Below are 18,458 nucleotides of genomic sequence, written 5' to 3'. Positions count from 1 at the left end.
GCAGGGAAGGGTTTCAGATCCAGCGTTCTGGACCGGATCTCCGGCCCAGAAGAAGTTCCCTCACCCCGTCACGTTTTCGACATCGACGAACTGGCCGCCTCACCGTGGATCGGTCTTCACCACAAGCATGAGTTCCTGCTCCACCATAGGCACGAATTGCTTGAAGAATCCGTGGAGTAGGACTGGCCGGCTCCCAGGGGAGCCTTGATAACCTGCATGGCAGCCGATGCCGTCAGCCTGCTTCAGGATGGCGGCATCGGCATTCCTGCAGCGGTCAGATCCACCGTCGGTGGGGCCCTGGCGATGAAGGCGGCTGCGTTGCTGGAGTCGGTGGCCCGTTGCCGTCCACTCGTCGACGGCAACAAGCGCACCGCCTGGACGCTCATGGTCCTGCTGTTGTGGATCAACGGCTGCCGCCATGACTTCACGACCGATGAGGGTTTTGAGCTGGTCGTGGGCGTCGCCGCTGGCAAGATCGAATTGCGGGACTCTGCCGCGGAAATTTCGAAGCAGTTCGTGGCTCGTTAGTCCGTCGGAACTGGCAAGAGAGGGGGTGTGGACGTTGTCCATACTTGCCCTCCGGACTGAGTCGTACACGAAGCCTGGAATTTTCGGTAGGGCCAGCATTTGGGAACGAAAAGCGGATGGATCCAAGTCCCACGGTCTTCTGGCGGAACCCCGGGACTTGCAAGCAAGAGGGGGATCACCCTCGCCACGTCGGCTGAAGGCAAGGCGCTGCAACGACTCCCTGACGCCAACAGTCAGTCAATTGAGATCGCCCAGCACGCGATGGTTTTCAACGAGACCAAATCGCCCATATCGGGCACATTCCCGAGGGCAAACTGGACTACCGGCTCCTGACGTATTGTCGGCGCGACCATATCTTCATGCTGTTCGCTGGTACCGCGCGAACGGCGGGTGGGGTCGCCGCAATCAGCCGCATTCGGCGGTGTTCGGCAAGATCCTGGGCGGGGGACGATGAAACGGACGCCGCAGTTGAGCGGCGAAGAACAAAGGAGTTCTGATGACCACCACCATGACCCGCCCGCCGTTCAATCCGGAGTCCGAAGCGGTCCTCTCCCTGATGGCGGCTCAGGCCCTTCGGAGTTAGAGAAGCCCTCAATCCTCCCGGTTCGGTCATATCCTGCACCGTAGGCTGCGCAATGAAGGGTGCGAGAACCGATGGCGGATAGAAGGGAGTGGGGATGATGTGCGTGCGTCCAGGACAGGTGCTCGAACGTCATGTTGCGGCGGAATCAATGCGGGCGGCCCGTGCAGGTTCAATTCGGCGGTCTCCTTGGGTTCCGCTGACACTTCTTGCGAGCCCGGCGTTGCTGCGGCAAGGCAAAAAGAGAGTGTGGACACTGTCCACACTTTGCCTGTCGGACTGGGCCGTACATCTGCCGGATTGGCCCGGATTCCGCATATTTCCGCGACTTCCCAGCGATTTCAAGCCCTGGAGTCCGGTTCGAGTCCCACCTCGGGCACAGTGTTTCCCCGCGTCAGGGGCCTATTAGGTCCCTGAGTGTACAAAACTCCAAAAAGTGTGGCTCTGTGAGCATGTGTGACCTCGCCAAGTGTGTGTCTTCGTCGTGGACGAGGTTTGGGAGGTCGCCGGTAGACGGTGGTCTCCGCCTTGTCTGTCGGTGATCTGGGCCGGGACGAGACGAAATCGGTCGGCCATGCCTCTCAAGGAACGTGCGGTTCCCGTCCCGAGGACCTCTGACGACGCGGGAAGGGTCTAGTCTCGGACGTATGGGCAGCGATCGCGTGCCGGGGCGGAGGTTCCCGGACGCTCCGTCTTACGATGTGCACCGCCGCGTCGTGGAGACGTACGCTCGCGACCTCCCGAGTAGCAACAGCCTGCTGGACGCCCTCGCCAAGCGCACGAGCCGCGGGGGGCGCAAGGCCGAGTTCGAGTTTACGGCCACTCCATACAACTTCTGCGAGGTCCTCTGCGTGGCGTCCCCGGAGACTGCCGTGGCCCTGCTCGACGCGGGGATCACGACGGCGGACGAGGCCGTCGCGTTCCTCGAAGAGCAAGGGCTCGACGATCTCGTCGAGGACAACCACGACGCCGCGGAGGCGGCGCTCCGCTGGGCGGCGATGCCTTCGGAGGTGCTCGACCGCTTCCAGCACTCCCCCCTGTCCTTCTATGAGGACCCGGAGGGCTTCGGGGAGAAGCTGGGGGAGGACCTGCTCGGCAAGCTCCGGAGGAACAAGACGGTCTGGGCCGCGGTGCAGGAGCGCAGGATTGATCTGCGGGACATCCTCCAGATCGGCATCTCGCGGTTCCTCGACGCCGACGACGACGAGGGTACTCTCGGTGGGCTGCTGGCCAGCGTGAAGTCGGGCTCAGAGCAGCCGCTCCGGGCCGAGGATATCAGCGGCTGGATCGAGCGGTTCGGGATCGGCCTGGCGACCCCGAACGAGGTCAAGACTGGGGTCTACCGGCTCGCTGTACGGCACGGCGGCGACTTCGCCGCGCAGATCCCGCGGGATGCCCGCACCGTGAGGCTTGCCAGCGCCCTCTCGCGTGCCGCCTACGGCGGGAGGCGCGGTCTCGACTTCGAGCGGCGCCTGATCCTATTCGGGGTGGAGGTCTTGGCGGGGGCCTCGGGGGCGGCAGGGCTGTCAGCCTTGCCGGACGAGCACGACCTGATGAGGCTCGCCGACGCGGGGATCACCGCCGCGCAGGCAGCCGAGGGGTACCTGAGGGGGATGAGCGCGGCCCAGATGGTCGCGGTGCACCGGGACGGCACAGTCCCGGGCGTCTCAGACGACTGGATCTGAAGCCATCCCCGCATGTGAAGGGGCCCGAGCGCCGTGCCCTGTGGGAGACAGGGGGGGCTCAGCGCCCGGGAGACAGGTAGTCATCGATGTGCAGACGCGGGCCTAGCCGATAAGCGCCGACCCGTGGCAAGAGGGCAATAAAGCGTCCAGCAAAGCCGCAAAGTTCGCATTTAAGGGAAAAGCGCGCGCACTAGAGTCTGTGGAGGCACCGTGTGGCGACGCCCCAAATGACGAGGTCGGCCAGGGCGGGGATGCGGATGTCCGGGTAGCGGGGGTTCTCGGCCTGCAGCACCACCCCGGCGGCGGTGATCCGCAGCCGCTTGATGGTCAGCTCGTCGTCAAGGACGGCGACGACGACGGATCCGTCCTTGGGTTCCAGCGCGGTTGACGATCAGTTCGTCGCCGTCGCTGATTCTCGCGTTTTCCATGGAGTCCCCGGTCACCCGCACCACGTAGGTGCTGGTGATGTCCTTGATCAGGTGCTCGTTCAGGTCGATCCGGCCTTCAAAGGAGTCCTGGGCGGGGCGTATCGGCCAATCAGCTCGCGTGCCACATCGTCCGCCAAGCTGCCGGCAATGGAGAGTGCGCCCGCGCTGTCGGCAAAGGGCGTTGCCTGTCCGGGGCGGGGGTGAGAGGGAGCGGGTGTTGCCGCATGCGCTAACCGGCGCGCGCTCCGGGCCTGAGGGCATTTCCGCAGACATGACGAGACCTGCGAGGCGATTTTCCTTCGCCGGTATTGTCCGGATCAGGTAATTGGGGGTCGCCAGTCAACCTTTCGATCTTCTGGCCTCTCAGCCTTTCGGCTCCCTCGCCCGTCCCGCAGGCCACTTACAAGTATACGCGTCCGGCGCGTCTGGAGCATCCAGAACTAGGGCGTAAAGACCCTGGTCTTCGGCTTCCCCGCGGAAAGAGTTCCCCGCCCAGGCAGATAGCAGGCCAGGGCGGGCCCACCAACCCTGTCAGACATAGCCGTCACGGGTGCCTCTTTCCTTGGGGTGGGTGACGTTCTTGGCTTGCTACTTCTTCATGGCATTCCCGGGCCCACGCGACATGACGTGCTTCCAGCAGCCCAGGATTAGGCCAGCGGAACGTGAAGTCCTCGGTGACGTCATTCGTTTCCGGTGTGGGGCGGGCCGCGATTGACTGTTGGAGTTCGTACTAGTGTGGTACTGGTTTGGTACCATTGGGTATGGCCATGAATCTGCGTGTTCCCGAAGAACTTGACCGCCGGCTTGAGCGGCTTGCAGCCGAGGAACATACATCCAAGTCTGCTCTCTTGCTTCAGGGTGCCGAACTGGTTCTGCAGCGCCACGCGCGTCGCCGTGAGATCAGTGAAGGACTGGATTTTGTGATGAGTCATGATGCTGAGCTGCTCACGCGTCTTGAGGACGCGTGACCGCGTATCTGGACATCGAGGACGCACTTCAGATCGTCGACCGGTACGGGTTCCACATCCGCGACGTCGGATTGCTCGCCTCGGCCTTGGCCAGGCCGGCGACAACCGCCATGGGCGCTGAAGCCTATCCCGACCTGGCCATGAAGGCGGCCGCGCTGTTGGAGTCGGTGGCCCGTTTCCATCCGCTCATTGACGGCAACAAACGCACTGCCTGGACGCTCATGGTGTTGTTGCTTTGGATCAACGGGTACCGCCACGACTTCACGACCGATGAAGGCTTCGATCTGGTGGTGGGAGTAGCGGCTGGCACTGTTGAACTGCGGGACTCTGCTTCATTGATTTCCCGGCACATGGTCCCCCGCTAGGTCTGCTCAGGAAGCCAAAACAGGGCTGTTCACAATGTGCACACCCTGGCCGTCGGAGTCGGCCGTACCGCTGCCGGACTGGACCGGATTGCTGATGTTTTCGGGACTTCCCAGTGTTCGCAAGGGAGAGAATGCAGTTCGAGTCCCACCACGGCAGCTCAACCCCTCGTCAGAGGGGTCTTTTGCTTTAACGTGTGGACATCGCCCTGGGCGGGTCCCCCTGACGCTGTTCCTCGGCTTCGCCTGGCGCCGCGGTGGCCTATGAAGTTATGTGGGTGGCGGTTCAGAGCCTTGGCTATTGGGCGCTGTGCTTGCTGGGATGTGGGCTCACCGGGCCTCCTTTCTGGCTTGGTCTTCCACCTATTCATGTCCCGGGGCTGTTGTGATGACATGACCAGGTGGAAATTGCTTCAGGATTTTGTCCTCGGTTCGCGTGTTTCTGTCGCTGCTTTTGGAGTGGCTCGGACGATTGTCCATCCAAGGGTGCGTGGACAGTGTCCACGCCTGTTCAGTTGGATGACTTTCCTCGGGTTTCGGCGTGATGACCCCTGCCGACCACAATGGAACCGTGATTGAAAACACCACTGAAGCTTCTGGTCAAACTGCATTGCCGGGCCTATCCGATGCAGCAGACAGGGCTCTGAGACGCGAGCTCGAGGAACTGCGCCTTGAGAATGCCAGGCTGCGGAAAGTCTTGGAACTGACGGAAGCGGAGTCAAAGGCAGCACACCTGGCCCAGGCTGTAATTCCTGCGGTGATGCACCATGGTCCGGTCACCATGGAATCGTCGCCGGAAGCGAAAGTCCGTCTGTTCCAGGATCTGTTCAGGGCGCGCGGTGATGTCTACGCAGTCCGGTGGGAAAACTCGCGGGACGGTCGCTCCGGCTGGGTTCCTGCGGTCGCCGGTGGTTGGCGCAAGGGCGCGAGCATCGCGGGTACCAGTTTCTTGCCGCTTACTCCGTTAGTTGTTGCGGATCATTTGCGCGGAGTGCAGCACATTGGCCTCTATCCCTTGACTGAACAGGACACCTGTTGGTGGGTCGCTGCGGACTTTGACGGCGGCGCCGCAATGCTGGATGCGTTGGCGTACGTCAAGGCTGCTCGCTTTCGGGGGATTCCCGCAGCGTTGGAAGTGTCCCAATCCGGACGTGGCGCCCATGTGTGGATCTTCTTCAGCGCCGCCATGCCAGCGTCCGCGGCACGTCAGCTTGGCACCGGTCTCATCCACGAGGCGATGGCCTTGCGTGGCAGCATGAGCCTGGCCAGTTATGACAGGCTTTTCCCCGCCCAGGACGTTCATTCCGGCAAAGGCATGGGTAACTTGATTGCGGCGCCGCTGAACGGCAAGCGCCGGCAGCATGGCACCACGTTGTTCCTCGACACAACGACCCTCGAACCATATGAGGACCAATGGGCTTACCTGTCCAGCCTGGATCGGCTTTCGGACCGGGAAGTTCGCGACCATATCCGCAGGCTGCCTGCGGTTAGGTTGGGACAAGAGGTTCGCCGGCTCGAACTGCCCCAATCGTCCAAGATCGTTCCACGCCCCGCACTGATCGTCCATGCAGCTTTCAGGTCACGCCTGACGATCAAGGCAGCAGACCTGGGGCCAGCCATGATCTCAGCCGTCAAGCATGCCGCGTCCATGCCGAACCCTGAGTTCTATGAACGCCAACGCCAGCGTCGATCCACATGGAATATTCCCCGATACCTGCGCAACTACGACGAAACGCTTGACGGCGACCTCATTTTGCCGCGTGGGTTGCTGCCGCTCTTGCAGCAACTGGTCGAATCGAGTGGCAGCTCGCTGAGCATTGATGATCAACGGGCGGCAGGTGGCGCCCAGAGCTTCGAGTTCTCGGCCCGTCTGCGCTCGGAACAACAAGATGCCGTGGACGCTGCCACTGCCTCCGATCGCGGAGTCTTGGTGGCCCCGCCCGGTACCGGAAAGACTGTGATGGCCTGTGCTGCAATGGCGTTTCGTGGCGTCTCAACGCTTATTCTGGTTGATCGCAAGGCCTTGGCCGAGCAATGGCGCAGCCGTCTTCGTGAGTTCATCGACGAGGAATGCGGCCAAATCGGAGGCGGGCGTGCAAAGATGACGGGCCGGGTCGACGTAGCGCTCCTCCCTACGCTGGCGCGCCGGGAAAATATTGCCGAGCTGACAGCCGGCTACGGTTTTGTCATCGTGGACGAGTGTCACCATGTCCCGGCGGCAGCGTTCAGCCACGTCATGAACCAGATCCCGGCCCGGTACTGGCTGGGGCTGACGGCTACGCCGTACCGGCGGGACAAATTGGACTCGCTAATCTACCACCAGCTCGGCCAAATCTCACACACGATTTCTCCTGCTGCTCCGCAGCAGCTACCAACGCACGCACGCGACATTTCCGAGCCGGCGCTGGCCTTGGAACTGCACCGGACCTCATACGCGTACGAGGGCGCCGCGGACCCAAGCGAACCAGGCGGGATCTCTGCCATCTACAAGGACTTGATCGCGGATGAGGAACGCCTGCAGCAAATTTACGACGACGTCATGGCGGCCTACGAACAGAACTCCCGAATCCTGGTACTGACGACCTGGAAAGCTCATCTTGATTCGTTCAGGTCCCGGTTCGAGGCGGCTGGTCTGAAGCCGGTGGTTTTCACGGGAGCGATGAAAGCCAAGGAGCGACAGGCCGCCGTCGACCTTCTTTCCACCGCCGATGATGCGCAGCCCCTGTTGGTCTTGGGCACGGGCTCATACATTGGCGAAGGCTTTGACTGCCCCAAGCTAGATACCCTGTTCCTTGCGGCGCCTGTGTCGTTCAAGGGCAGATTGGTTCAGTACGTCGGCCGGGTTATCCGGCCATACCCGGGGAAAACTGTGGCGACTGTTCACGACTACTACGACGAATCCACACCCGTACTGGCAGCGTCCCTGAACAAACGGGCGCCAGGGTACGTCTCACTCGGATTCCCTGATCCGCGGAAGATCACAATCCGCTGACATCGTTCCCAAAGGCGGTCGGCAGCGGTCAATGAGTCCACCTCGACCGAGATGAGACCGTCCACTTGCGGGCCTTCTTCTCCCGGCAATATAGCACTTGGGTTGTAGAACCCTTGAGTTGTATGATGGGTTCGATGTGGAATGTTGACCTGGGACTCGTGGAGCCGTGGCTGCTAGGTCTTGACCAAGACTCGTATGAGCAGATTGTTGCTGCATTGGAGCTTCTCGCCGAGCGCGGACCTCAACTTGGACGTCCATTGGTCGATACAGTGGTTCGTTCGCGGCATAAGAATATGAAGGAGCTGCGGCCGGGATCGAGCGGGCGGTCAGAACTACGAATCCTATTTGCATTTGATCCTGAGCGGCGGGCGATCCTGCTTGTCGCTGGGGACAAGGCAGGCAACTGGACCAAGTGGTACAAGACGAACATTCCGGTTGCGGATGACTTATTTGACGATCATCTGAGGATTCTGAGAGGAGAATCGTAGTGGCGAAGTCCATTGAGGAACTGCTGGCCAAGCGTCCTGTTGACCGGATTGCTGTGGATGCCCACAAGAAGCGCATGCTCGATGAAGTCCGGGCCTACCGGCTTCGGGAGCTCCGCGAGGCCTCGGAGCTGACGCAGGTCGAGCTGGCCGGACGTTTACACGTCAGTCAGAACAGGGTGTCCCGCATCGAACACGGTGACATTGATCGTGCTCAGGTCGACACCTTGCGAAAATACGTCGAGGCGCTCGGTGGCCGGCTTCGTGTCGAGGTTGAACTCGGCGACGAACGAATTCAGATCGCCTGACGAAGCGACTCGGGGCGGTCCGCCTCGGCAGTCGTCTTGCCCATACCGACGGCGAGGTTCAAATGCGGAAGCCCAGGGTGTCACGATGTGCACACCCTGGGCTTCCGACTCGCCCGTGCTGCTGCCGGACGGGCCCGGATTCCGTGTGTTTCCTGCGGAGTCCAGTGTTTTGAGGGTCCGGAAACCCGTTCGAGTCCAAACTCGGGCACATTGTCTCCGCAGCGTCAGAGTGGTTTCTTGCTGCTATCGCAGTAGGTTTGTCTCATGACAAACGCGGAGGACTTGGCACACTGTCGACCCCCGGCGGTTAGGAAGCAGACGCTAGGAAATCATGAGGAGAGGTTCGGCATCGTTGCCAAGTTTCCTGGTGTCTGCGGAATTTGCGGAGGGGCGTTCGTCCCGGGTGACAGAATCTTCAAGTTGCCTGAATCGCGCCGTTCTAATGTGAACCCCTGGGTCTGCCGCGGCTGTCGCTACCCGGAGAACCGCTCTGAGCCAACGCTCGAAGAGGTATTCGTAAAACTGAACCACCGCAACCACACCGGGCGTACACCCGGGCTCAACCGACACGACGTTGGGCATTTGCTCGCCCTGCACGGCACCCTCACTGTCGAAGCCGCGTCCACCCTTGAGGATATGCCAGCATTGCATAAACTCCGACGCGCGCATGCAGAACGAGTTTCGGCGAACCTCAATCGCGCCGAACTCCTGGACCTCCTCGAAGGCTTCGTCCGTCACGGCCTCATTAAGCGCGTCGGACGGAGTCGTTACTACAGCATCCCTTCGAAGGTCGGGTCGGCAGATTCCTAGAAATGGCCTTGGGGCTAATTCGGCGCCATTTGGGATGGCCATTGAATCCTCGCGTCCCGAAGACCTCGATCGTAGGCTAGAGCAATTCGCCGCCGAGGAGCACACATCGCCGTGGACGTTGCGATCCGGTTCAGCCCCGAGGCAGTCATCGTCCGTTCTCCTTCATGAAAGTGCGCATCAGCCCGGCCACAGCGGCCGGCGCCTCCGCGGGCGCCAGGTGGGCGACGCCGTCGAGCGCCACGGCCACGGCGCTGCCGCCGCCGGCGTTGATGCCTTCCGCCACTTCCTCAGCGAACGACGGCGGGGCGACAGTGTCCTCGACGCCGGCCAGCGCCTGCGTGGGGACGGTGATGCCGCCAAGCTGACCGCGGACATCGAACGCCGCGAGGGCCTCGCAGCAGAAGGCGTAGCTGAAGCGCTCGGCGTCGCGCAGCGAATGCAGGAGCCGGCTGCTGGTTTCCGGTCGGCGGTCCATGAAGCCGGGGGCGAACCAGCGCTGCGCGGAGCCCTGGATCATCACGGGCGTGCCCTGGGCACGGACGGTTTCGGCGCGCTCAAGCCAGCCCTCAGGGGTGCCGAGCTTGGCGCCGCTGCACTGCACGGACAGGCTGCGCAGCCGGTCCCCGTGTTTGATGCCGAGCTGCAGGCCGGTGGCCCCGCCCAGCGAAACGCCCGCGTAGTGGAAGGCCGCGCCGGGGCTGACGGAATCGACAAGCTCGACGACGGCGTCGGCCAGCTCCGCGACGCTGAACCCTTCCGTGGCGGCCGGCGAGATGCCGTGGCCGGGCAGGTCCCAGCCGATGACATCGTACTCATCACCCAGCAGGGCAGCGGCCTCCGTCCACAGCACGGTGGAGGTGCCCAGGGAGGGGCCGACCACCAGGAGCGGCTTGACCCCCGGTTCACGCTGTGGGGACAGCAGCACGGCCTTGATGGTTGGCTTGGCCACGTGGGGCCTCCTTCGTTTGGCGTTATTCCGGTGAAGTCCGGGAAGGCGGCGAAAATTCGACGTCGCCCGAGGTAGCTGGCAGGATCCAGCGCATCCTGGCCAGGACGCCAGGGGCGCCGCCGATCGGACGCTCGATTCAGATTAGCGCATGTGTTCGCTCTTAGCGCACAAGTTCTTATTGCGAACAAATCGTGCCCGGCGCGATTCAGGAACGTGCTTCGAGATACAGGGCCGCCAGCTCGGAACGCGAGCTGATGCGGAGCTTTCTGTAGATACGGGTCAGATGGTATTGCACGGTCTTGACGGAAACGTACAGTTCACCTGCGGCGGCCTTGTTGCTGAGGCCCGAAGCGACCAGCCTGGCCACGGCTCTTTCCTGATCGGTCAGCTCGTCGAGCAGATTTGGTGAGCCGGCGGCTGTCAGGGCTGGCGTGCCTTCTCTCCAGTGTTCTTCCGTGCTGACCCCGCTGGCGCGCAGTTCGCGGGAACAGCGGTCCGCATAGGCCACGGCACCGAGCACGGAAAAGAGTTCGCGCGCTTGGATCAGCACATCGGCCGCCTCCCGTCGCTTTCCGGCGCGACGGAAGGACTGGCCGTAGGCGAACAGGATCCGGGCCCGCGCGTAGGGCATCGGCAGCGTTTCAATTTTTGCCAGGCCGTCATGGAAGCTGAGGCGTGCAGCATCGAGGTCTCCGGCGGCGGCGTAGATCCTGCCGCGAACGTAGGCCAGCCGTGCCTGCGTTGACCTGTGTTGACGCTTCTCCGCGAGAAGCTCAAGGGGGCGAAGGAACTGTCCGGCTTCCTCCACCCGTCCCACCATGACCAAGGCATTGGCGTAGTGGTCCTGCCACGGCCAGAAGCCCGGTTCATCGATTCCGCTGCTGCGCCGCATCCGGACCACAGGCAGCAACGCCCTGATCACGCCGTCGTAATCGGCCTTGGCCTCGGCCACCTGTGCCAGGGCAATGCTGTAAGGCAGCAGCATTATCGGGTAGCCGTCGCTCGCGACGGCGGCCCGCTCCAAGTGATGGGCGGCCGAGTCCCAGTTTCCGCGGAGGGCATGGATCTGTGCGCCGCTCCAGTGCAGCAGCGGCCGTAGGAGCTCAATGCCGGACTCTTCCTGAACGGCCACGGCTTTCTCTACGGTTCGCAGCGCGCTGTCCCAGGCACCCAGGGCAAGATCAGTCCTGGCCAGCCAGCCTTGTGCCCACAGGGAAATCCGGTAGGAGCCGCCGCGGAATTCTGTCGGCACAGCGCTGGCGAGCTCGCTGCGGGCTTCTTCAGGCCGGTCCATGGCAAGGTGCAGCCAGCCCTTGCCCATGTTGATCCGCTGTTGCTGCGCGCTGTTCTCGGTCAGCCGCTCGACGACGCGGTAGCTCTCTTCCGCTTCGCTGAACCGGCCCATGGCCCCGAGTCCGAGTCCTTCGATGGCGCGGGCCTCGATCGCCGCCGGGCTGTTTGCCGGCGCGGTGCTTCTGGCCCGGACGGCCCAAGTCACCAGTTCCCGGCCATCAAACCGGGCCAGGGAGTGAAGCACCTGACGCTGGCATATTTGAGCCGCAGTCCCGGGATCTGTGGCGGGGTCCACGGATTTCCAGGCTTTTTCGAGCAACGCATCGGCCTCCGCAGGACGGCCAAAGAGAATCGCAAGATACGCGCGGACCGCATCGCCCTTGGGACCCGGTGCGATGCCTTCCAGTGCTGCGGAAGCTCGTGGCAGCTGTCCGGCGCCCACCATGGCGTCCACGGCCCTGACGAGAAGTGACTGCTGTTCCTCCCGCGCCGGATTGAGCCGGGAAGCTTGGGAGTAGGCTTCGGCGGCGGACCCCCAGGCGCCCGTTGCTGCGAAAGAGGTAGCAGCAGCCTCCAGTTCCCTCGCCAAGGAAGCGTCAGGCAACAGGGCTGCAGCTGCCCGGTGCCTGAGCTGCACGTGGTCTAAAGCAGTCAGCTTGGCGGCTGAGGAATGCAGCGCAATTCTGCGGCCGGCCGCCAGGCTCTGATAGGCCGCAGCCCGCACCACGGGCAGCGGGAACTGGAGCATCGTCTCGGCTGCGTCGGTGGAAATCGTCAGCAGATCCGCTGCCTGAACCGCGTCGACGGCAGCCAGGACATCTGAAAGACCCGCCAGATCAGCTGCCTGGGCAAGCGGGGAGCGGACGCCCAGCACGGCCGCCGCCTCGGCAAGCCGGAGGGCGGCCGGCGGCAGTCCGGCCAGCTTCATGCTGACAGACGCCGCCAGCTCCGCGGGCACCGGCAAGATTTTCTGTCCGGTTGACCAGACGGAGGGATGGAACTGTTCCAGGAGGGGCCGGACCAGCCCCGGGCGGCCGCCGGTGTATTCGACCAGGATCCTGGCGGCCGGCAGGGAAATTTCGGATCCGCCGCTGCCGTGAATCTGCCTGGCAATGAGCTGGACATCACCGGGAGTCAGGGGAGCCAGCCTGATGGTTTGAACCGAGGGAAAGCTCAGAAGTCCGGCGGCCGCATCATCCAGTTCGCTCAGCGTCAGGTCGGTCGACAGGATGGCCAACAAGGCCATGGGCTGCACCCGCCGCAGGACATGTAACAGGGCCTGCAGCGATGGGCGGTCTGCCCACTGGATATCGTCGATCCAGAGAACCAGCGCGTGATCAGTCTCGCCGGCGAGTCGGGAAACTTCCGAAAGAAGAACATCTCCGTACTCGCTGGGCAGCCGCGGGGCCGCGGGTTTGAGTGGCGCAGCATCGTGTCGACGCGGATGGAGTCGAGGCGAGAGGAGCAGCTGCCGAATGACCCCGAAGTCACTGTCGCGCTCCCAGACAGCTCCCGCCGCCCGGAGGACGGTTGACGGGTTTCCTGTGATCGCATCCAGGCGGAGGACGTGTTCCACCAGGGAGGTCTTGCCCAAACCTTGGTCGCCGCGGATGACGGCCACTCCGGGGGCTCCGGAGCGGACAGACTGGAGCAGTTCCTGCAGGTGCTGGATCTCCGCGGTGCGTCCGGCGAAGAGGTCAGGGTCATGGTCGGGCATCGTTTCCAAGTCTATGACTACGCAGGAAGCCGGACCTGATCGGCGTGCTGAAGGTTTTCGCTGGCCGGCTCATGCCGGCGGACGAACAGGGTGACAAGCCCTCCGGCAAGGGCCACGCCGGCGAAAACGAAGAACGCCGCGTTGCTCGGCAGTTGAGAGCTGATCAGGAAGCCACCCACCAAGGGGCCCCCGATTCCGCCCAGTCGGCCAAAGCCTGCACACCAAGCGACGCCGGCTGTGCGGGATGGAGTGGGGTAGTAGTTGGACACGAAGCCATAGACAAGGACCTGCGTGCCGAGACTGCCCACGCCAGCAAAGGCCACAGCGATGAGCAACACAGGCAGGGGGAAGCCCAGCGTAAGCAGTACCAAGGACGCGGCGGCGATGACGAACGTGGTGGACACGATGGCTTTGGGGCCAAACCGGTCCGCGGACCGCGATGCCAGGAGTCCGCCGATCACGGCTCCGGCGTTCAGGGCCAGCAGGAAGCTCAGGGAGTAGGTCTTACCGTAGCCATGCTGTCCCATGATTTCCGGTAGCCAGGTGTTCAGGCCATACGTCAGGAGCAGGCCGCAGAAGCTCATGCATCCAAGGAGGATGGTGGGCGTGCGGTAGTTCCCGGAGGCAAGGGCCGCGAAGCCGGTGAGGGGGCGTCCGTCCTTGCGCACGGCAGCGGGCGGCTGCACGGAGAACCGGGACCGTCCCGAGGCCGGGCCGGCGTAGAAGGTTCCGTCCTGGAGCGGGATGCCGGTCTTGGCCGAGAGGCTGAGCGCTTGTTCCGTGCGGCCCCGGGCCAGCAACCAGCGGGGTGACTCGGGCAGCTTCAGGAGTGCCAGGGGAAACAGGATGACGAGAGGCAGCGCGCCGATCATGAACAGGCCACGCCAGTCGGTGATGCCGTTCAGCACGATAGCCAGCAGGGAAGCGAGCAGCCCTCCCGCGGGCACTCCCGAGTAGACGATCGCGTTGTAGAAGTTTCGTTTGCCGGCCGGGGCGAACTCTGCCACGACGGCGCCGGCCGTGGCGACGAGCGCTCCCACGCCGACCCCGGTGAGGAACCGGAACAGGCCGAACACCGGGACGGCGGTGGCCATGGCCGTGAATGCCATGCCGACGGAGAACCAGACGATGTTGATGAGCATGAGTTTCCGCCGGCCCAGGAAGTCACCCACGGCGCCGGCGGCAAGCGCGCCCACCATGACGCCCATGAGCGCGTAGCTGCCCAGGGCCCCAGCCTGGGCAGCATCCAAAGAACCGAGCTGGCTGGGGTCGCGCAGCAGGGTCGAGACGACGGTTCCATAGACAACCAGGTCGTAGCCGTCAAAGAGCAGGGCTGCGGCAGCGATGGCCATCACCCAGCGGACTGTCTTGGTGCGGGCCGCATCAGTTGATGGGGCCTTGGTTGATGAGGGCAGTGCGTTCATGGAGGGCTCCATTGCCTGGGCCGCGTCATTGCGGCTGGTGGGTACTGCGGGTGGTTGCTTGCGGTGTGGCTCGGGATACCGCCTTAGCCGAGGTCACCGCCGGCCACGGCGAGCACGCTGCCGGTGATGTACGAGGCTTCATCGGAGGCCAGGAACGCGATGGGTCCGGCCTGCTCGTCCAGGGTTCCGTAGCGTTTCATGAGGGACGATTCGATGGTCTGGTCCACGATCTGCTGGTACCAGGCCTTCTCTCTGTCTCCTTCCGGCTGGGGGCCGCGTGCCACTTTTCGTGGTGGTGCTTCGGTGCCGCCGGGGGCGGTGGCGACCACGCGGATGCCGTGCGGGGCAGCCTCGAGGGCCAGCGCCGCGGTGATGGCTTTGACCCCACCCTTGGCAGCCGCGTACGGGACGCGGTTGACGCCGCGCGTGGCGACGGAGGCGACGTTGACGATGACGCCGGACTGCTGCCCGATCATGTGCGGAAGGACGGCACGGCAGGTCCAGAGGGTGGGGAAGAGGGACCGCTGTATTTCCTTGGTGATCTCGTCCGGTGCGTAGTGCTCGAACGGTTTGGCCCAGATGGTGCCTCCCACGTTGTTGATCAGGACGTCGATGCGGCCGCGGAGCCCGAGGGCTTCCTCGATGGCGCCGCCGGCACCTTCGTAGTTTTCCAGGTCCGCGGTAACCCCGACGGCGGTGGCACCGTCTGCGCTTGTGCCGGCGAGAGCCGCGGCTACGTCGTGGATCAGTTCAGCACGGTCCACCAGGACGGTATGGGCTCCCTCGGCGGCAACGCGTGCTGCGACGGCCCGGCCGATTCCCTGCGCGGCTCCGGTCACCACAACGACCTTCCCCGCAAAGCGTCCCGGGCTGACCTGGCTCAAGCGGGGGCCCCGGCGAGGACGGGCGCTGCCGCCGTGCTGCCGACCGCGAACCGCTCGTAGTAGAAGTTGGCGGGAGTGATCCCCTGCGCGTCCCAGTACTTGCGGACGGCGTCCACCATGGCAGGCGGGCCGCAAAGGTAAACGTCCACATCGCCGTCGTTCAGTTGACCGGCGGCGATGTATTGGGTCACGTACCCCTTGTTCGGGGCTGAGCTTTCCGGATCCGTGACGCAATAGTCGAAGGTGAAGCTTTCGATGGCCTCGGCGTACTGCTGCAGCTTGTCCAGCTCCACGAGGTCCTTGTCGAAGGTGACGCCGTAGACGAGGTGCACAGGGTACGCCGGAGCTTCCTCCAGGTCGTTGGCGATCTTGTCCAGCATGGACAGCAGCGGCGCGATGCCGGTGCCGCCGGCCAGCATCAGGGCAGGCCGTTTGATGTCGCGGAGGAAGAAGCTGCCCATGGGACCGGTCAGGGGGAGCACATCGCCGACGGCGGCGCGTTCCTTGAGGTAGGTGGTCATGGCGCCGTCCGGTGCCGTCCGGATGAGGAACCTCAGCTCGTCAGCTGAGGGGCCGCTGCTGAACGAGTAGGACCTCACCGCTTCGGTGCCGGGGACCGCGAAGTTCATGTACTGCCCGGGCAGGAACTTAAGGTCGCCGCGGTTCTCCACTGTCAGGGTGAGGGCCGCGGTGTTGTCGGCGAACCAGCTCAGCTCCTTGACGGTGGCCTCGGAGGTGGTTGCGCCCACCTTGGCCATCTCGGACGTGCCGGCGATCTGCAGCACGAGGTCGGTCTCCGGGACCATCTGGCAGGGGAGGCAAAAGCCCTTCTCTGCTTCGTCCTCGGTGAGGGCCTCATCGATGTAGTCGCCGCCGTCGTACTTGCCTGATTCGCAGAAGGCCTTGCAGGTGCCGCATGCGCCGTCGCGGCAGTCGAAAGGGATGTTGATGCGTGACTTGTAGGCTGCGTCGGCCACCGTTTCGTTAGCGTTGGCGGTGACAAAACGGGTGACCCCGTCTTCGAAGCTGAGGGCAATCTGGTAACTCATGGGAACTCGATTCGAATCGTTCGAAAAATCAGATGTGGTAGATGTCCACGATGTGGTGGATGTAGTCGTTCTTCAGGACGACCTTCTTTTTCGTGATCACGGGCTGCGTGCCGGAGTAGTCGATCGTGTAGAACGAGGTTCCGAAATACGGATCGATGGTCTGGTAGCGGTAGTAGAAGGTGTGCCAGTTGAAGCGGATATCCACGCTCTCTCCGTGCCAGCCGATGACCTCAACGTTGGTGATGTTGTGGCCGGTCCGCGGTTCGGGGAGGCTGGTGGCGCTGGAGCGGTCCGTCTTGATACGGAAGACGCGGTCCTCGAGTCCGCCACGGTTGGAGTAGTAGATGAGCGAAATTTCCCGTTGGGGATCGCTGGTGAGCTGGTCATCGTCCGCCCAGGCGGGCATCCAGAATTCGGCTTCGGGGTGGTAGCAGTCCAGCCAGCGGTCAAACTCACGGTCGTCCAGGAACCGCGCTTCGCGGTAAAGGAACGAGCGGATTTCTTCCAGCGTGGCGGGGCCGGTGGTCGCGGTGTAAACGTCCGGCGTTGCAACGTCGGTGGTCTGTGTCATGGGGTTCTCCTGGAGTCCGGTAGGGCCTAGCTCTGGGCGGCGAGTGCGGCTTCTTCGGCGGCTGCCGCCTTGCGCATCGCCTCCACCCAGTAGCCGTGCTGGATGGGGTACAGGCCTTCGTCTTCTGTCCGGGCGCCACTGGAAATCGGCTTGAGTCCGACCTTGTCCGCATTGGCGTCCGGGCCCGTGATCTGGTGTGTCACACCGCGGCTGAGGTCGTTCCACGGTGCTGCCCCTGCCAGATATGTTTTCTGGCAGGAGCGGAACTCCTCGAGGTCGTCCGGAGTGGCCATGCCGGAGGCGTTGAAGAAGTCCTCGTACTGGCGGATGCGGTTGGCGCGGTTAGCGTCGCTTTCACCCTTGGGCGCGATGCAGTAGATGGTGACCTCAGTCTTGTCCACCGAGATGGGGCGGAAATGGCGGATCTGGGAGCCGAACTGGTCCATGAGGTAGACATTGGGGTAGAGGCAGAGGTTGCGGGAGATATTGATCATCCAGTCCGCCTTGGCCTCGCCGTACTTTTCGACCAGCTCGTCGCGGCGGTCGTACAGGGGGCGGTTGGACGGGTCCAACCATTCGGTCCAGAGCAACAGGTGGCCGTGGTCGAAGGAGTAGTAGCCGCCCTTCTGTTTGGCCCAGCCGCCGGCGTCCATAGCCTTGGTCTCGTTGGCTGACTCGCCCGTGGTGCGGCGGGCGGTGGTGGCAGCGTAGTTCCAGTGCGTGGCGGACACGTGGTAGCCGTCGGCGCCGTTTTCGGCCTGGAGTTTCCAGTTGCCGTCATAGGTGTAGCTGGACGCGCCGCGCAGTACCTCCAGGCCATCGGGGGACTGGTCCACGATCATGTCGATGATCTTGGTGGACTCACCCAGGTGCTCCTCCAGCGGCTTGACGTCCGGGTTGATGCTGCCGAACAGGAAGCCCCGGTAGCTCTCGAAACGGGCAACTTTTGTGAGGTCGTGGGACCCCTCCTTGTTGAACTGTTCCGGGTAGCCGGCATCGCGGGGATCCTTGACCTTGAGCAGCTTGCCGGTGTTGTTGAAGGTCCAGCCATGGAACGGGCAGGTGAAGGTGGTGCGGTTGTCCGTCTTGCGCCGGCAGAGCATGGCTCCACGGTGGCTGCAGGCGTTGATCAGGGCGTTCAGGCCGCCCTGCTTGTCGCGGGAGATGATGATCGGCTGGCGGCCGATGTACGTGGTGAAGTAGTCGCCCACGTTGGGGATCTGGCTGTCATGCGCCAGGTACACCCAGTTGCCTTCGAAAATGTGCTTCATTTCCAGCTCGAACAGATCTTCATCAGTGAAGATGCTCCGCTTGGCGCGATATACGCCGTTCTCGTGATCCTCGATCAGGGCCTGGTCGAGGTGGGCTCGGATGCCCGCCAGCGTCTCTGTCATGTTGGCTCCTATCAATGGCCGGGCGGCGTTG

The 18,458-nt window shown here is 63.5% G+C and carries 15 protein-coding genes and 1 pseudogene; 7 read left to right on the top strand and 9 right to left on the bottom strand.

Annotation, left to right across the window (positions count from 1 at the left end; translation table 11 throughout):
* Positions 1-216 precede the first annotated feature (216 nt).
* Positions 217-528 carry a Fic family protein gene (locus tag J1902_RS07345; protein ID WP_207615603.1) on the top strand — a complete coding sequence of 104 codons (312 nt, stop codon included), beginning with the start codon at positions 217-219 and terminating at the stop codon, positions 526-528.
* A gap of 1,227 nt (positions 529-1,755) precedes the next feature.
* Positions 1,756-2,793 carry a hypothetical protein gene (locus J1902_RS07340; protein ID WP_207615602.1) on the top strand — a complete coding sequence of 346 codons (1,038 nt, stop codon included), beginning with the start codon at positions 1,756-1,758 and terminating at the stop codon, positions 2,791-2,793.
* Positions 2,794-2,983: 190 nt separating this feature from the next.
* Here J1902_RS07340 and J1902_RS07335 read toward each other — a convergent pair.
* Positions 2,984-3,323, bottom strand: a pseudogene (locus tag J1902_RS07335) (LexA family protein).
* A 665-nt stretch (positions 3,324-3,988) separates the two neighbouring features.
* On the opposite strand from J1902_RS07335, the gene J1902_RS07330 reads away from it, so the two are divergent.
* From J1902_RS07330 to J1902_RS07310, 5 genes are all read left to right on the top strand, one after another.
* Positions 3,989-4,189 carry a ribbon-helix-helix protein, CopG family gene (locus J1902_RS07330; protein WP_207615601.1) on the top strand — a complete coding sequence of 67 codons (201 nt, stop codon included), beginning with the start codon at positions 3,989-3,991 and terminating at the stop codon, positions 4,187-4,189.
* Positions 4,186-4,554 (top strand): type II toxin-antitoxin system death-on-curing family toxin, encoded by a 369-nt coding sequence (locus tag J1902_RS07325; RefSeq protein ID WP_207615600.1) that lies wholly within the window; start codon positions 4,186-4,188, stop codon positions 4,552-4,554. Before J1902_RS07330 ends, J1902_RS07325 begins: the two co-directional genes overlap by 4 nt.
* Before the next feature lie 568 nt (positions 4,555-5,122).
* Positions 5,123-7,543: a TOTE conflict system archaeo-eukaryotic primase domain-containing protein gene (locus J1902_RS07320; RefSeq protein WP_307794391.1), complete on the top strand. Its 2,421-nt coding sequence runs from the start codon at positions 5,123-5,125 to the stop codon at positions 7,541-7,543.
* Positions 7,544-7,677: 134 nt separating this feature from the next.
* Positions 7,678-8,031, top strand: coding sequence for a type II toxin-antitoxin system RelE/ParE family toxin (locus tag J1902_RS07315; protein WP_207615598.1), 354 nt, complete (start codon positions 7,678-7,680; stop codon positions 8,029-8,031).
* Positions 8,031-8,336 (top strand): helix-turn-helix domain-containing protein, encoded by a 306-nt coding sequence (locus tag J1902_RS07310; protein ID WP_207615597.1) that lies wholly within the window; start codon positions 8,031-8,033, stop codon positions 8,334-8,336. Before J1902_RS07315 ends, J1902_RS07310 begins: the two co-directional genes overlap by 1 nt.
* A gap of 321 nt (positions 8,337-8,657) precedes the next feature.
* On the opposite strand, the gene J1902_RS07305 is transcribed toward J1902_RS07310, so the two are convergent.
* From J1902_RS07305 to benA, 8 genes are all read right to left on the bottom strand, one after another.
* On the bottom strand, positions 8,658-9,074 hold the full coding sequence (locus tag J1902_RS07305; protein ID WP_207615596.1) for a hypothetical protein: 417 nt from the start codon (positions 9,072-9,074) through the stop codon (positions 8,658-8,660).
* Between the two features lie 217 nt (positions 9,075-9,291).
* Positions 9,292-10,095, bottom strand: a complete 804-nt coding sequence (locus J1902_RS07300) for an alpha/beta fold hydrolase (protein WP_207615595.1) — start codon at positions 10,093-10,095, stop codon at positions 9,292-9,294.
* A gap of 205 nt (positions 10,096-10,300) precedes the next feature.
* A complete protein-coding gene (locus J1902_RS07295; RefSeq protein WP_207615594.1) occupies positions 10,301-13,105 on the bottom strand; it encodes a helix-turn-helix transcriptional regulator in 2,805 nt (934 codons plus the stop codon).
* Between the two features lie 17 nt (positions 13,106-13,122).
* The gene (locus tag J1902_RS07290) at positions 13,123-14,529 is read right to left on the bottom strand and encodes an MFS transporter (protein WP_207615593.1); all 1,407 of its coding nucleotides are present in this window, start codon (positions 14,527-14,529) and stop codon (positions 13,123-13,125) included.
* Positions 14,530-14,612: 83 nt separating this feature from the next.
* Positions 14,613-15,413 carry a 1,6-dihydroxycyclohexa-2,4-diene-1-carboxylate dehydrogenase gene (locus J1902_RS07285; RefSeq protein ID WP_207615592.1) on the bottom strand — a complete coding sequence of 267 codons (801 nt, stop codon included), beginning with the start codon at positions 15,411-15,413 and terminating at the stop codon, positions 14,613-14,615.
* The gene (benC, locus tag J1902_RS07280; RefSeq protein WP_207615591.1) at positions 15,410-16,462 is read right to left on the bottom strand and encodes a benzoate 1,2-dioxygenase electron transfer component BenC; all 1,053 of its coding nucleotides are present in this window, start codon (positions 16,460-16,462) and stop codon (positions 15,410-15,412) included. The genes J1902_RS07285 and benC overlap by 4 nt, the downstream gene beginning before the upstream one ends.
* A 28-nt stretch (positions 16,463-16,490) precedes the next feature.
* The gene (gene benB / locus J1902_RS07275) at positions 16,491-17,033 is read right to left on the bottom strand and encodes a benzoate 1,2-dioxygenase small subunit (protein ID WP_207615590.1); all 543 of its coding nucleotides are present in this window, start codon (positions 17,031-17,033) and stop codon (positions 16,491-16,493) included.
* Between the two features lie 26 nt (positions 17,034-17,059).
* Entirely contained in the window at positions 17,060-18,427 is a 1,368-nt protein-coding gene (benA, locus tag J1902_RS07270) for a benzoate 1,2-dioxygenase large subunit (RefSeq protein WP_207615589.1), read from the bottom strand.
* Positions 18,428-18,458: the final 31 nt, after the last annotated feature.

The organism is Arthrobacter cavernae, from assembly GCF_017368795.1.
Lineage (GTDB): Bacteria > Actinomycetota > Actinomycetes > Actinomycetales > Micrococcaceae > Arthrobacter > Arthrobacter cavernae.
This window is presented reverse-complemented; position numbering and strand designations above follow the sequence as displayed.

Coding starts and splice junctions, on each gene's coding strand:
- J1902_RS07345 (WP_207615603.1), top strand. CDS start 217: ATGGCAGCCGATGCCGTCAGCCTGCTTCAGGATGGCGGCATCGGCATT.
- benC (WP_207615591.1), bottom strand. CDS start 16,462: ATGAGTTACCAGATTGCCCTCAGCTTCGAAGACGGGGTCACCCGTTTT.
- J1902_RS07330 (WP_207615601.1), top strand. CDS start 3,989: ATGAATCTGCGTGTTCCCGAAGAACTTGACCGCCGGCTTGAGCGGCTT.
- J1902_RS07340 (WP_207615602.1), top strand. CDS start 1,756: ATGGGCAGCGATCGCGTGCCGGGGCGGAGGTTCCCGGACGCTCCGTCT.
- J1902_RS07290 (WP_207615593.1), bottom strand. CDS start 14,529: ATGAACGCACTGCCCTCATCAACCAAGGCCCCATCAACTGATGCGGCC.
- J1902_RS07315 (WP_207615598.1), top strand. CDS start 7,678: ATGTGGAATGTTGACCTGGGACTCGTGGAGCCGTGGCTGCTAGGTCTT.
- J1902_RS07295 (WP_207615594.1), bottom strand. CDS start 13,105: ATGCCCGACCATGACCCTGACCTCTTCGCCGGACGCACCGCGGAGATC.
- benA (WP_207615589.1), bottom strand. CDS start 18,427: ATGACAGAGACGCTGGCGGGCATCCGAGCCCACCTCGACCAGGCCCTG.
- benB (WP_207615590.1), bottom strand. CDS start 17,033: ATGACACAGACCACCGACGTTGCAACGCCGGACGTTTACACCGCGACC.